Below are 13020 nucleotides of genomic sequence, written 5' to 3'. Positions count from 1 at the left end.
GCTTGGCGACCATAGAGTTGTGGAACCACCTGAATCCATCCCGAACTCAGACGTGAAACGCAACATCGCCGATGGTAGTGTGGGGCTTCCCCATGTGAGAGTAGGTCATCGCCAAGCATTTAATTCTAAAAGAAGGCTCATCCATTGGATGGGCCTTTTTTTATGCTTGATTGTTAGGATGCCTACTCGAACATGGGCATGTGTACCCAGAGGGCATGACAACAACCGATGCACCGTTAGGTGCCAGGTTGAAGCGCCAAAGGCGTCGCGAAGCGAGTGGAAGCGTAGCTTTCAACTTATTGTAGGTCATCGCCAAGCATTTAATTAAAGAACCCCTGATCGGAAACGGTCAGGGGTTTTTGCTTTATGTGGTCATCGAAACACAACACACTCCCCAACTAGCAACTAGCAACTAGCAACTAGCAACTAGCAACTAGCAACTAGCAACTAGCAACTAGCAACTAGCAACTAGTGCTGGCTATAGACTCTTGTCGCTAGTGCCTTGATCCTTATTTCTGGTATGCTTAGCGCGCAATGCGAAACCTCTAAGGAAAAATTGATAGATGTATACTGAAGATGATGTTCGTCGCCTTAAGTGGCAGAGTCGACGTGGTATGTTGGAACTTGATGTTCTTTTTGTTCCGTTTGTAGAAGAGGCGTTTGCAGACTTAGATGAAGCAGATCAAGATCGCTTTGTTAAGTTATTAGATGAAGAAGATCAGGATCTATTTGTTTGGCTTATGGAGCGCGAAGTGCCAACTGATCCTGACTTGCAAAGGATTGTAAGGATTATTCTGGAGCGTGTTCAGCCTAAGTAACGAGCCTATTTCCCCTTCTTGTACCCTACTTGTTATCTATTGTGGGGTGCATCTTTGTGCATGCTTCGCACTTTTTTACGCTGCAATTCCATCACACATCGCAGGTCTAGCTACAATAGCACTTCTTTGTAGTTTTCTTTTTTATTTAAATGAAAGAGTGCTTTTGACATTTCCTCTATCCATTATTGGCATCACTTGGAATGGAGAAAACGGTGCAATTTCGTTGCTACAAAAAAACAAGCAACGGATTGATGTGACTCGCATAAAACAAAAGGTGATCACTCCATTTGTGATTGTCATGTTGTGCAAAACCGACTGCCGCTTGTATTCAATTCCTGTTGTTATTATGCGTCAGAGTTTCGATGAAAATGCATTTAGAAGGCTGCGGGTTCTATTGCTATATAGTCCACTCAATAACCTTAATTCCAGTGGAAGTTGATTGGGGTTAAGATCGTATCTAATGCTTCAGGACCTTGTTCTGGGAAGTCGAGTGTGTAATGAAGTCCGCGACTTTCCTGCCTTAACATTGCGGAGCGAATAATCAAATCTGCAACGACAGCTAAGTTACGAAGCTCTAGTAGGTCGTTACTAATTTTGTAGTTACTGTAATATTCGCTGATCTCTTGCTGCAGAAGATCTATGCGATGCTTAGCTCTTTGTAGTCGCTTAGTCGTTCTAACGATGCCTACGTAGTCCCACATAAAACGACGTATCTCATCCCAGTTGTGGGAAATGATTACATCTTCATCTGAGTTAGTTACTTGGGATTCATCCCACGCTGGAATAATTGATTCGTCCAAAGGTGCGGTTAGTGATTGAACGACATCGTCTGAAGCGGATTTGGCATACACTAGGCATTCTAGAAGAGAGTTGCTAGCTAATCGATTAGCGCCATGAAGTCCCGTAAACGAGGTTTCGCCAATGGCATAAAGCCCTGGTATATCCGAGCGGCCTTTTTCGTCTGTCACGACTCCACCACATGTGTAGTGGGCAGCAGGTACAACTGGAATTGGTTCTTTAGTGATGTCGATGCCTAAGCTTTTACAGCGCTTATAGATGGTTGGGAAATGAGATTTAATAAATTCTTTAGATTTGTGGCTGATATCTAAAAATAAGCAGTCGCTACCTAGCCTTTTCATCTCATGATCGATTGCGCGAGCAACGATATCTCGGGGTGCTAATTCGCCTCGCTTATCGAAGTTATGCATGAATGGTTGACCGTCTGGAAGCAATAACTTGCCACCTTCGCCTCGAACAGCTTCGGTAATCAAAAAGGATTTTGCTTGCGGGTGATAGAGGCAGGTCGGATGGAACTGATTAAATTCCATATTTCCTACACGGCAACCTGCACGCCAAGCCATGGCAATTCCGTCACCTGTGGCGCCATCTGAATTGCTTGTGTATAGATAGGCCTTTGATGCACCACCTGTAGCCAGCACAACATGGGGAGCTTGAAATACCTCTACGTGCCCTGTTTCATCATTAAGGATGTACGCGCCCACGCAACGGTTATGTGCTAATCCTAGTTTCTTTCGCGTAATAAGGTCTACAGCAATATGGTGTTCGAATAGATCTATATTTTCAGAGGCTTTGGCTTTCTCTATCAATGTCTGCTGAAGCGCTTTTCCTGTTGCGTCTGCAGAATGGATGATGCGGCGATGAGAGTGGCCGCCTTCTTTGGTTAGATGGTAGTCGTCACTATCTTGAGTGAAAGGAACACCTTGTTCTATTAACCAGTCAATGCTTTCTTTGCCGTGCTCTACTGTAAATTCTACAGCGTCTTTATGGCTTAGGTTTCCGCCAGCAGACATAGTGTCTTCGATATGTGCTTGTGTGCTATCTTCAGTATCGAGAACAGCTGCAATACCGCCTTGAGCTAGCCATGTTGAACCACTCTTAAGTTCTCTTTTACTAAGAACTGCAACACGCGCATTTTGAGCTAAGTGGAGGGCCATGCTGAGTCCAGCAGCGCCACTGCCAATAATTAAAGCGTCGTAGTGATAGTGTTGCGTCATGCTGTGCTCTTCTTAACTAGAGGGTTCTTGGCTTGTAAAATTGAGTGCTTATTTTAGTGGTAAGTTCGAGGTTAAAACTAGCTTATTCGATGTGTTTCATTTGAATTGCATAACAATTTAGCATTTTTTTTTGGTCATAGGGAACTTAAGCCGTTTTGAATGCTCATAGAAGTGTTCCGGCACTCTGATGAGGTAATATGTTGTATTAGTTGAAAGTTATTGCTGCTTTAGCTTCTATATTTATAGAGATAGGTATTAAGGACAGTTTAAGGAATATTGAGTGTCGAGTGAAAGTCAGACAGCAGTCGATCAAAAGTTAGTCGAACGGGTAAAAGCGGGCGATAAGCGTGCTTTCGATCTTCTGGTTAAAAAATACCAACATAAAATTGTTGCGTTGATTGGTCGGTACGTTTACGACCAACATGAAGCATTGGACGTGGCGCAAGAAACTTTCATTAAGGCTTATAGAGCGATACCAAAATTTCGCGGTGATAGTGCTTTCTATACATGGCTATACAGAATTGCTATCAATACAGCCAAAAATCACCTTGTTGCTCGTGGCAGGCGCCCTGCTGATGTAGATGTTGATGATGCGCAATTCTTTGAAGGTGATAATGCTTTGAAAGATATTGAGACACCGGAAAACAAATTGTACAAGGACGAGCTTGAATCAGTGATTCGGAAAACTCTGAATAAACTGCCTGAAGACTTACGGGTGGCATTAACACTCAGAGAGTTTGAAGGCATGAGTTATGAAGAGATAGCAGGGGTTATGGATTGCCCTGTAGGAACTGTGAGGTCACGTATTTTTAGAGCACGTGAAGCAATTGATAAAGAAATTATGCCGCTTTTAGCGAGCTGATCCTGCAAAGGTAAATTGAGGTAAATTCTATGGATGATCTATCTACAGAATCTGTTTCGGCATTGATGGATGGCGAAGTCGCAGACTTTGAGTTACGACGTACTCTTGATCGCATAGAGCAGGAGCCAGAATTGGCTGAGCAATGGCAGCGATATCATTTAGTTCGTTCAGTTATGAAACATGAAGAAGCTGAATTGAGTAGCTTTGATATCAGTGGTCAGGTTATGCAGGCTCTGGAACAAGAGCCTGATTTGGAAGTTGAGGCTGCTACATCAGAAGTTAAGTCCGACGCTAAAGGTAGTTCTTTTTGGAAACCTCTTGCCAGCATGACTGCTGCGGCTTCTGTGACGGCAATGGTTATCTTGGGGGCCCAAACCTACAATCTGCCTGAGAATGATACGATTGTTGATAATCGCCCGAATTATGTTCTACCGGGAAATTCAGTTTCCGATGATCTAGTCAGAGCGCAATTTGGTAACCGTTCGATGATTTCATCACAGGGGCAAGAGCCTGAAATTATTCGTTTATCTGAAGGTGTAGAACGTTATGTGTCTCAACATAAACATATGCTTTCACACCAAGAATCAGGTTGGGAAGCTACATGGTTGCCAGAAGGCTTTTCGGGGAAACGTAGAGATGTGATGGCGCATGCAGAAGTACAAATGTTCAGCAATGGACGTCATTCATTTACGGTTTGTGTTGAGAAGTATGGTCGTCAGTCTGTTCCTGAAGGTGCTGTTCAGTCAGACGGCATGGTTACTGTCGGTAAACGTATTGGTGATCAATTTGTAACAGTCGTTGGAGATGTTCCTCTAATGATTGCGGAACGTATTGCCGCTTCAGTAGAACGTAAATGATTGAAGAAAGCGGGAAAGTTGTAGAGGTCAATGAGCAAGGCGTATGGGTTGAAACCATGCGCCAGAGCGCTTGTGCTAGTTGTGCTGCTAGAAATGGTTGTGGGCAAAAGCTGTTGGTGCAGGCAGGACAAGAGAAACGTTTTATTTTTCTCGTTAATAACCCGACATCTCTTCATGTCAAAGCTGACGATAGTGTGCTTTTAGGTATAGAAGAGGGAGCGTTTATCAAAGCAACAGTCTTTATGTATTTGTTGCCATTGATAGCGCTGTTCCTTGGAGCTGTAATCGGAGATTTTATCTGGGGAGATGAGCTAGTCGTTATCGCATCTGCCTTTATTTCTCTGATCGCTGGGTTTGTTTTTGTTCACTTTAGTAGTTCCGCTTTCTTTAGTTCCTGCCAATATCAACCTACGCTAATTAAAGTTATCTAACCCCGTTTTTTGATAGACATAGGTGTTTGTTTTATGAAATCTATATCAAAATTCATTGTCGCAATTTTTTTTCTTATTGCTCTGCCGCTCCATGCCGCCAGCTTGCCCGATTTTAAATCGTTGGTAAAAGAGGCATCACCTGCTGTAGTTAATATAAGTACTGTTCAAAAGAATCCGCGTCAGGGCCAGTCGCACCCATTTCAAGGGCCTAATGGGGAAGAAATTCCAGAGATCTTTCGTCATTTCTTCCGCATGCCTGAATTTGATCAGGGTGAGCGTCCTCGTCGCAGAGCACCTCAATCTTTAGGCTCTGGTTTCATTATTTCTGAAGATGGTTACCTATTAACAAACCATCATGTGATTGCTGAAGCTGATCAGGTGATTGTTCGTCTAGCTGACAGAAGGGAGTTGGAGGCCGAAGTTATCGGTTCTGATGAGCGCTCTGATGTTGCTTTATTGAAAATCGACGCTGAAAATCTACCGACAGTTGAGCTTGGAGAATCTAAAGCACTTGATGTTGGTGAGTGGGTGCTTGCGATAGGCTCACCATTTGGTTTTGATCATAGTGTGACCGCGGGCATTGTCAGTGCCAAAGAACGTGCATTAGCGGGTGATACTTATGTACCCTTTATTCAAACTGATGTAGCCATTAATCCAGGTAATTCCGGAGGTCCGTTATTTAATCTGGAGGGTGAAGTTGTCGGGATTAACTCTCAAATTTACACCCGTTCCGGTGGTTTTATGGGGCTGTCCTTTGCTATTCCTATTGATGTCGCAATGGATGTTGCTGATCAATTGAAAAAGCATGGTTATGTGACCCGCGGTTGGCTTGGGGTAATTATTCAAGAGGTCAATCGCGATCTTGCTGAATCATTCGGCTTAGATAAACCAGCAGGCGCTTTAGTAGCAAAAGTGTTGCCTGATAGTCCTGCAGAAAAATTCGGTCTTTTAGAGGGCGATATTATTCTGAAATTTGAAGGCGCAGATATTATTCGATCTTCAGATCTTCCTCATCATGTCGGTCGTGTGAAACCTGGTAAGAAAGCTAAGGTTTCAGTTATGCGCGCCGGTCGTCAAATGACGATTAAGATCGAAATTGAAGCATTACCAACACAGAATGAACTTGCTAAAACTAATGTTCTTAAGCCTAAAACGGATAAAGGCAATCGCCTTAATATTCAGGTGTCAGAACTTGACCAAAAACGCAAAGAAAAATGGCAAGTTAATAAAGGCGTTGTCGTTCGTAAAGTATTACAAGGGCCGGGTTCAGATGCTGGTTTGATGGTGGGCGACGTCATAACCATGCTGAATGGCGAACAGATTGCTAGTGTTTCTGACTTTAATCGAGTATCGACAGGTATAACCTCTGGAAAGTCTGTTCCGATGCGGATTGTTCGGCGGGGAAGCCCGTTATTTATTCCATTACGAGTAACGGATTAAGTGGTATAAAATTCTAAGGGGGCTAAGGCCCCCTTTTTCGTAGCCCAGTTTAAGCAAATGCTGTAAACTTGCGCCTTTCCAGCGAGTATTAGAGTAGCGGTAGCCTACACGTGAGCAACCTTAAAAATATCCGAAATTTTTCTATTATTGCCCATATCGACCACGGTAAGTCGACTTTGGCCGATCGTTTTATCCAAATGTGCGGTGGCTTAAGTGACCGTGAAATGGAAGCTCAGGTTCTTGATTCCATGGATTTGGAACGTGAGCGCGGTATTACCATCAAAGCGCAGAGTGTTACTCTGAACTATGAAGCGCAAGATGGTGAAACTTACCAGCTTAACTTTATCGATACACCGGGCCACGTGGATTTCTCTTATGAGGTGTCTCGTTCTCTAGCTGCTTGTGAAGGTGCGCTTCTGATCGTTGATGCAGCGCAAGGAGTAGAGGCTCAGTCAGTTGCCAACTGCTATACAGCGATCGAACAAGGTTTGGAAGTTGTCCCAATTTTAAACAAAATGGACTTGCCTCAGGCTGAACCCGAGCGAGTTCGTGTCGAGATTGAAGAAGTTATCGGTATTGATGCGACCGATGCTGTAGCGTGTTCTGCTAAAAGCGGTATGGGCGTTGAAGATGTTCTTGAGCAACTGGTTAAAGAAATTCCGCCACCTGAAGGTGATGTTGATGCTCCGCTACAAGCCCTGATTATTGATTCTTGGTTTGATAATTACCTAGGCGTTGTCTCTTTGGTACGTGTGACTCAAGGTACACTGCGTAAGAAAGACAAAATTCTAGTTAAGTCTACGGGGCAAAACTATCAGGCTGAATCTGTAGGTATCTTTACACCTAAGCAGAAAGAGACCGGTGTTTTGCACGCAGGTGAAGTAGGCTTTATTGTTGCCGGTGTTAAAGACATTCATGGTGCACCTGTGGGTGATACTCTGACCCATGTTAAGACACCAGACGTAGAAGGCCTTCCAGGTTTCCAAAAAGTACAACCTCAGGTTTATTCTGGTCTATTTCCTACCAGTTCTGATGATTATCAAGATTTCCGAGAAGCATTAGATAAACTGACTTTGAATGATGCTTCATTGTTCTTCGAGCCAGAAACATCAGATGCACTTGGTTTTGGCTTCCGTTGTGGTTTCTTGGGCATGCTACACATGGAGATCATTCAAGAGCGTCTTGAACGTGAATACAATCTTGATTTAATCACTACAGCTCCAACAGTAATATACGAGTTGGAGATGAATAATGGTGATGTTATCCAGATCGATAGCCCTTCTAAACTGCCTGATCCAGGCTCTATCAATGAAATGCGTGAGCCAATTGTTGAAGCTAATATCCTTGTTCCACAAGATTACCTAGGACAGGTTATCGGGCTATGTGTTGAGAAACGTGGTATTCAAAAACAGATGAACTATGTAGGTAATCAGGTACAGATTACTTATGAATTGCCAATGGCAGAGGTTGTTCTAGATTTCTTTGATCGTTTGAAGTCTGTAAGTCGTGGTTATGCTTCTCTTGAATATAATTTCGTACGCTTTGACCCGGCTAAATTGGTGCGTATGGATATTCTCATCAATGGTGATAAGGTCGATGCCCTAGCTGTTATTTTGCATCGCGATAATGCTCAATTCCGTGGTCGTCAGCTATGTGAAAAGATGAAAGAGGTTATTCCTCGTCAGATGTTTGATGTGGCAATTCAGGCAGCTCTTGGTGGTAAGGTCATTGCTCGTACAACAGTTAAAGCGTTGCGTAAGAACGTAACAGCGAAATGTTATGGTGGTGACGTAAGCCGTAAGAAGAAACTGCTACAGAAGCAGAAAGAAGGTAAGAAACGTATGAAACAGGTGGGTAGTGTAGAGATCCCACAGGATGCGTTCCTTGCAGTACTTAAAGTTGATAGCTAATCATCAGGAAGGGCATTGTTAGATGGATTTTGATTTCGCATTAGTACTGGTTGCGTTAACTTTCATCTCTGGCATCGTTTGGTTTTACGACCGAATCTCTTTGAAACCACAGAGGGATGACAAGCTGAGAGCCGCTTCTGCTCAGGCAGGAGGAGAGCTTCCTGATGAAGCGATTGAACAGATCAATCGAGTATCGGGTTGGGTTGATACTGGCCGGTCTATGTTTCCGGTGCTTTTCATCGTATTGATATTAAGGTCTTTCTTGGTAGAGCCTTTTCAAATCCCATCCGGCTCAATGTTACCGACGTTGAAAATAGGTGACTTTATCTTGGTCAATAAATTTCATTATGGGTTGCGTTTACCTGTTCTGAATACCAAATTTATTGAGATTAATGATCCTGAACGTGGTGATGTAGTTGTATTTAAATTCCCTGAAAAACCATCTATTAACTATATTAAGAGAGTAGTGGGGCTTCCGGGCGATGTGATTCGTTATCAAAACAAGAATTTGTTTATCAACGGTAAAGAGCAACCCCAACAGTTATTGGCTCAGTTACCACCGCAGAATCCACAACGCCTGTTAATTAATGAAAATTTAGATGGTGTAGAACATCAAATGTATAGAGATGTTCGCAGACCCGCTCAGAATATGGAGTGGACTGTGCCTGAAGGTCATTACTTTATGGTTGGCGATAACCGCGATAATAGTAATGATAGTCGCAGCTGGGGCTTTGTATCTGAAGACCTTCTTGTCGGTAAGGCATTTGCAGTTTGGATGCATTGGCCTACCTTTTTAAGTATACCGTCGTTTGGTGATGTTCGTGTGATTGAGTAATGGAGGCTCTTATGAGATCTACTCTTAAGCAACAAGCAGGTGCGTCAATATTCTCGATACTTATAGTGTTGATCGTTGTGGGTTTCCTCTTTTCTATAGCTTTTAAATTGTTCCCCGCTTATGTGGATAACAAAACTATAGATTCCGTAGTGGCTGATGCCATGAATGACCCTGAAGAGCTTGCAAAAGGTCCGCGGGTTTTACGTGTTGGTATTACTAAAAAATTAGTGATTAACCAAGTGAAAATTCCAAAGGATGGTCTGACAATCGTTGAAAAAGACGGATTAATCACAGCAACACTTGATTATGAAGTACGTGTTCCTATGTTTAAAAATGTCGATGCGGTTGTGTTTTTTGTCAAAGAATATGAAGCAGAAGCCCCTTGATTAAACCTGTATCCGATTTAGCCCGTCGTATAGGGCACCCATTTGCCGATGAATCATTATTTGAATTGGCACTCACGCATCGTAGTTGCGGTAAGAAGAATAATGAACGCCTAGAATTTCTAGGCGATTCTATTTTGAACTTTGTGATTGCAGATGATTTATTTGCGCGATTTCCGCAAGCAAAAGAAGGCGAGTTAAGCCGTTTGCGTGCACGTATGGTTAAAGGTGTTACGTTGTCTGAAGTGGCACGTGAGCTAGGTTTGGGCGATTACTTGCGCTTGGGTAGTGGTGAACTTAAGAGTGGTGGTTTCCGTAGAGATTCAATCCTAGCTGATGCTGTTGAAGCTATTATCGGTGCGATCTATCTTGATTCCGATATGGAAACAGCCCGTGGATTTATTCTTTCTTGGTTTAAAGCACGTTTAGAAAAATTAGACCTGAATGAGACTCTGAAAGACTCGAAAACGCGCTTGCAGGAGTTTTTGCAATCTCGTCGTTTAGCTTTGCCTACTTATGAGTTAATCAATGTAGAAGGCGAAGCACATGATCAAACCTTTTATATTGATTGCACAGTGACTGGTTTAACTAAGCCTGCAAAAGGCATTGGTAGTAGTCGTCGTCAAGCTGAACAAGAAGCAGCAAAACATGCACTCATAGAATTGCAGGTGGAGAAATAGTTATGGCTGAAGATTTAATGCACCTGCTGGAGCCGCGAAATCCAGATCAAAAATGTGGCTTTGTAGCAATTGTGGGTCGTCCAAACGTCGGTAAATCCACATTAATGAACCACATATTGGGACAGAAGCTGAGTATTACTTCACGTAAGCCTCAGACAACTCGTCATCAGATTATGGGTATCAAAACGGAAGATGACCTACAGATCGTTTATGTGGATACTCCTGGTTTACATAAAGATGATGGTAAAAAAGCTTTAAACCGGTATATGAACAAAGCTGCATCCGATGCATTACGTGATGTTGATGTCGTTGTTTTTATTGTTGACCGTACCGCTTGGACTGAAGAAGACCAGATGGTACTGGACAAGGTTAAGCATGCTCGTTGTCCAGTTATCTTAGCTGTAAATAAAGTCGATCAACTTAAAGACAAAACTGCATTATTACCTCAAATGCAGACGCATTCTGAGCGTATGAATTTTGCTGAAATGATTCCACTTTCAGCCAAAGATGGACATAACGTAGAGCAACTTGAAGAGCTTATAGCAAAACATATTCCTGAAGGTATGCACCACTTCCCTGAAGACCAGTTAACAGATAAAAGCTCTCGCTTTATGGCTGCGGAAATGGTTCGTGAAAAGCTGATGCGTAACTTAGGCGATGAGATCCCTTACGGTACGACAGTAGAGATCGAAGAGTTTAAATACGCCAAAAACGGTGTTCTCCATGTTAGTGCTCTGATCCTTGTAGAGCGAGATGGTCAGAAGCGAATTGTTATCGGTGATAAAGGTTCACGAATCAAAACAGTTGGTCGTGATGCTCGCATGGATATGGAACGTATGTTTGATGCTAAAGTAATGCTTAACCTATGGGTTAAAGTTCGTCGTGGTTGGGCGGATGATGAAAGAGCATTACGCAGTTTGGGTTATGACAATACCTAATAGAGTATGAGTCATTCTGATCCGCAGGCGGCTTATGTCCTCCATAGCCGCCCTTATCGTGATACCAGTCTTATCGTTGATTTCTTCACACTAGAACATGGTAAAGTCTCAGCTGTTGTTCAGGGCGCGCGTAGGCCCAAGTCTAAACTACGCGCATCAGTACAGCCTTTTGTTCCCATTCAAATTACCTGGCGTGGGCGTAATGACCTTAAAACTTTAACTCAAGCCGAGCCCGTTGCTGCTATGCTGTTTTTGAATGGCGATGCGCTTCTTTGTGGTCTTTACGTCAATGAGTTGTTAGAGCGTTTGCTGCAGCCATTTGATAGTCTCCCGAAGCTCTATGTTTATTATCAGTATGTTTTAAATGAGTTAGTATCTGGAGAAGATATTGAGGGGGCACTGCGCACCTTTGAGCATCGTTTGCTTGATGAACTTGGAGTTTTACCGAGACTTGAACAAGAATGTGCAGATTCAGTTTATTGTTTTAATTCTGAACAAGGCTTTGTTCCTGTTGGCGCAGTAACAGATAAAAATAAGGCGTCGTGCTTTTATGGTTGGCAGTTGTCAGCAATTGCTGTTGACGACTATTCAGATATTCAAGTTCGCAGAGCCGCTAAGCGGTTGATGCGGAATTTAATTGATCGAGCTTTGGGGCATAAGCCCTTGCGTAGCCGAGAGCTATTTCAAAAAATGTGAGGAAAGTGGTGTGATTGAACCATCCCGTTTGTTATTAGGGGTCAATATTGACCATGTAGCTACGATTCGCCAAGCGCGTGGTACACGCTACCCCGATACCGTTCAAGCTGCTGCGCTAGCTGAAGAAGCCGGCGCCGATGGTATTACAATTCATCTACGAGAAGATCGCCGCCATATTCAAGATCGTGATGTTTATCTGCTTAAAGAGACATTACAGACACGTATGAACTTCGAGATGGCTGTTACTGAAGAGATGGTTGCCATTGCAGAAGATGTAAAGCCTGCTCATTGCTGTTTAGTTCCAGAAAAGCGAGAAGAGCTGACAACCGAAGGCGGTTTGGATGTCGCAGGCCAAGAAGAGCGGGTAAAAGAAGCTTGTGATCGTTTAGCGGCAGCTGGTATTGAAGTCTCTCTATTTATTGATCCAGAGCCCGCACAGATCGACGCTACTATTCGTTGTGGGGCTCCGGTGATTGAATTGCACACAGGCGCTTATGCTGAAGCCGAATCTGCTGTAGAACAGACTGAAGAGCTGAAGCGCATCCGTGAAGCGGCTGCCTATGCTTATCAAAAAGGCCTGATTGTAAACGCCGGTCATGGTTTGCATTATCATAATGTTGAGCAGATCGCTGAAATTCCTGAAATGAACGAACTAAATATTGGGCACGGTATTATTGCTCGTGCTTTATTTGTCGGTTTAAAAGAAGCAGTATCTGAAATAAAGCAACAGATGCTTCAAGCTCAAGCTCGAATTCAGCCGCAAAGAGATAAAATAGCGCGATGATTCTTGGAATTGGTACCGATATTTTAGAAATTTCTCGAATAGATAAATCTTTATCAAGAACTCCTTCATTGGCAAATCGTATTTTATCTCCTGTTGAACTTTTGCAGTTTCAATCTGCTAAGAACAAGCCGTTGTTCTTGGCTAAGCGATTCAGTGCAAAGGAAGCTGTTACAAAAGCATTAGGTACGGGGATTGGCCATGGGGTGAGTTGGCAGCATATTGAAATTTGTAAAAATGAATATGGTCGCCCTGAGGTGAGTTTATCGGATGGCGCGCTGAAGCGGGCTGAATCAATCGGTATAAAAAGTATGCATCTAAGTTACAGTGACGAGAAAGATTACATCGTTGCTTTTGTTGTTGCCGAGGGTTAA

General features: G+C 43.1%; 15 protein-coding genes and 1 rRNA gene. 15 read left to right on the top strand and 1 reads right to left on the bottom strand.

Annotated features, from left to right (window positions below):
- Position 1: 1 nt before the first annotated feature.
- From rrf to ACMXYV_RS13825, 3 genes are all read left to right on the top strand, one after another.
- Positions 2 to 117 (top strand): 5S ribosomal RNA (rrf, locus tag ACMXYV_RS13835).
- Between the two features lie 446 nt (positions 118 to 563).
- Positions 564 to 818, top strand: coding sequence for a succinate dehydrogenase assembly factor 2 (locus tag ACMXYV_RS13830; protein WP_415889052.1), 255 nt, complete (start codon positions 564 to 566; stop codon positions 816 to 818).
- Positions 802 to 1257: a protein YgfX gene (locus ACMXYV_RS13825; RefSeq protein ID WP_415889051.1), complete on the top strand. Its 456-nt coding sequence runs from the start codon at positions 802 to 804 to the stop codon at positions 1255 to 1257. The genes ACMXYV_RS13830 and ACMXYV_RS13825 overlap by 17 nt, the downstream gene beginning before the upstream one ends.
- Here the strand turns inward: ACMXYV_RS13825 and nadB are convergent.
- The gene (nadB, locus tag ACMXYV_RS13820; protein ID WP_415889050.1) at positions 1238 to 2833 is read right to left on the bottom strand and encodes an L-aspartate oxidase; all 1596 of its coding nucleotides are present in this window, start codon (positions 2831 to 2833) and stop codon (positions 1238 to 1240) included. The two genes, ACMXYV_RS13825 and nadB, sit on opposite strands and share 20 nt — an antisense overlap.
- A gap of 280 nt (positions 2834 to 3113) precedes the next feature.
- Here nadB and rpoE point away from each other — a divergent pair, with 280 nt between their 5' ends.
- The 12 genes from rpoE (at position 3114) to acpS (ending at position 13020) form a co-directional block, all read left to right on the top strand.
- On the top strand, positions 3114 to 3695 hold the full coding sequence (gene rpoE / locus ACMXYV_RS13815; RefSeq protein ID WP_415889049.1) for an RNA polymerase sigma factor RpoE: 582 nt from the start codon (positions 3114 to 3116) through the stop codon (positions 3693 to 3695).
- Between the two features lie 29 nt (positions 3696 to 3724).
- Positions 3725 to 4552, top strand: a complete 828-nt coding sequence (locus ACMXYV_RS13810) for a MucB/RseB C-terminal domain-containing protein (protein ID WP_415889048.1) — start codon at positions 3725 to 3727, stop codon at positions 4550 to 4552.
- Entirely contained in the window at positions 4549 to 4983 is a 435-nt protein-coding gene (locus ACMXYV_RS13805) for a SoxR reducing system RseC family protein (RefSeq protein WP_415889047.1), read from the top strand. The genes ACMXYV_RS13810 and ACMXYV_RS13805 overlap by 4 nt, the downstream gene beginning before the upstream one ends.
- A 33-nt stretch (positions 4984 to 5016) precedes the next feature.
- Positions 5017 to 6423 carry a DegQ family serine endoprotease gene (locus ACMXYV_RS13800; RefSeq protein ID WP_415889046.1) on the top strand — a complete coding sequence of 469 codons (1407 nt, stop codon included), beginning with the start codon at positions 5017 to 5019 and terminating at the stop codon, positions 6421 to 6423.
- A 110-nt stretch (positions 6424 to 6533) separates the two neighbouring features.
- The gene (lepA, locus tag ACMXYV_RS13795) at positions 6534 to 8333 is read left to right on the top strand and encodes a translation elongation factor 4 (RefSeq protein ID WP_415889045.1); all 1800 of its coding nucleotides are present in this window, start codon (positions 6534 to 6536) and stop codon (positions 8331 to 8333) included.
- A 22-nt stretch (positions 8334 to 8355) separates the two neighbouring features.
- Positions 8356 to 9168 carry a signal peptidase I gene (gene lepB, locus ACMXYV_RS13790; RefSeq protein WP_415889044.1) on the top strand — a complete coding sequence of 271 codons (813 nt, stop codon included), beginning with the start codon at positions 8356 to 8358 and terminating at the stop codon, positions 9166 to 9168.
- Between the two features lie 11 nt (positions 9169 to 9179).
- Positions 9180 to 9554: a DUF4845 domain-containing protein gene (locus ACMXYV_RS13785; RefSeq protein WP_415889043.1), complete on the top strand. Its 375-nt coding sequence runs from the start codon at positions 9180 to 9182 to the stop codon at positions 9552 to 9554.
- Positions 9551 to 10231: a ribonuclease III gene (rnc, locus tag ACMXYV_RS13780; protein ID WP_415889042.1), complete on the top strand. Its 681-nt coding sequence runs from the start codon at positions 9551 to 9553 to the stop codon at positions 10229 to 10231. The genes ACMXYV_RS13785 and rnc overlap by 4 nt, the downstream gene beginning before the upstream one ends.
- Positions 10232 to 10233: 2 nt before the next feature.
- A complete protein-coding gene (era, locus tag ACMXYV_RS13775; RefSeq protein ID WP_415889041.1) occupies positions 10234 to 11169 on the top strand; it encodes a GTPase Era in 936 nt (311 codons plus the stop codon).
- A 6-nt stretch (positions 11170 to 11175) separates the two neighbouring features.
- Entirely contained in the window at positions 11176 to 11865 is a 690-nt protein-coding gene (gene recO, locus ACMXYV_RS13770) for a DNA repair protein RecO (RefSeq protein ID WP_415889040.1), read from the top strand.
- A 13-nt stretch (positions 11866 to 11878) separates the two neighbouring features.
- Positions 11879 to 12649: a pyridoxine 5'-phosphate synthase gene (gene pdxJ / locus ACMXYV_RS13765; protein ID WP_415891448.1), complete on the top strand. Its 771-nt coding sequence runs from the start codon at positions 11879 to 11881 to the stop codon at positions 12647 to 12649.
- Positions 12646 to 13020 carry a holo-ACP synthase gene (acpS, locus tag ACMXYV_RS13760; RefSeq protein ID WP_415889039.1) on the top strand — a complete coding sequence of 125 codons (375 nt, stop codon included), beginning with the start codon at positions 12646 to 12648 and terminating at the stop codon, positions 13018 to 13020. Before pdxJ ends, acpS begins: the two co-directional genes overlap by 4 nt.

This window comes from Neptuniibacter sp. SY11_33, from assembly GCF_047778025.1.
GTDB lineage: Bacteria > Pseudomonadota > Gammaproteobacteria > Pseudomonadales > Balneatricaceae > Neptuniibacter.
Note: the sequence above shows the minus strand (reverse complement) of the source record. Positions and strands in the feature narration are given on the sequence as shown.

Coding starts and splice junctions, on each gene's coding strand:
- ACMXYV_RS13830 (WP_415889052.1), top strand. CDS start 564: ATGTATACTGAAGATGATGTTCGTCGCCTTAAGTGGCAGAGTCGACGT.
- nadB (WP_415889050.1), bottom strand. CDS start 2,833: ATGACGCAACACTATCACTACGACGCTTTAATTATTGGCAGTGGCGCT.
- ACMXYV_RS13810 (WP_415889048.1), top strand. CDS start 3,725: ATGGATGATCTATCTACAGAATCTGTTTCGGCATTGATGGATGGCGAA.
- ACMXYV_RS13805 (WP_415889047.1), top strand. CDS start 4,549: ATGATTGAAGAAAGCGGGAAAGTTGTAGAGGTCAATGAGCAAGGCGTA.
- ACMXYV_RS13800 (WP_415889046.1), top strand. CDS start 5,017: ATGAAATCTATATCAAAATTCATTGTCGCAATTTTTTTTCTTATTGCT.
- lepB (WP_415889044.1), top strand. CDS start 8,356: ATGGATTTTGATTTCGCATTAGTACTGGTTGCGTTAACTTTCATCTCT.
- ACMXYV_RS13785 (WP_415889043.1), top strand. CDS start 9,180: ATGAGATCTACTCTTAAGCAACAAGCAGGTGCGTCAATATTCTCGATA.
- era (WP_415889041.1), top strand. CDS start 10,234: ATGGCTGAAGATTTAATGCACCTGCTGGAGCCGCGAAATCCAGATCAA.
- recO (WP_415889040.1), top strand. CDS start 11,176: ATGAGTCATTCTGATCCGCAGGCGGCTTATGTCCTCCATAGCCGCCCT.
- acpS (WP_415889039.1), top strand. CDS start 12,646: ATGATTCTTGGAATTGGTACCGATATTTTAGAAATTTCTCGAATAGAT.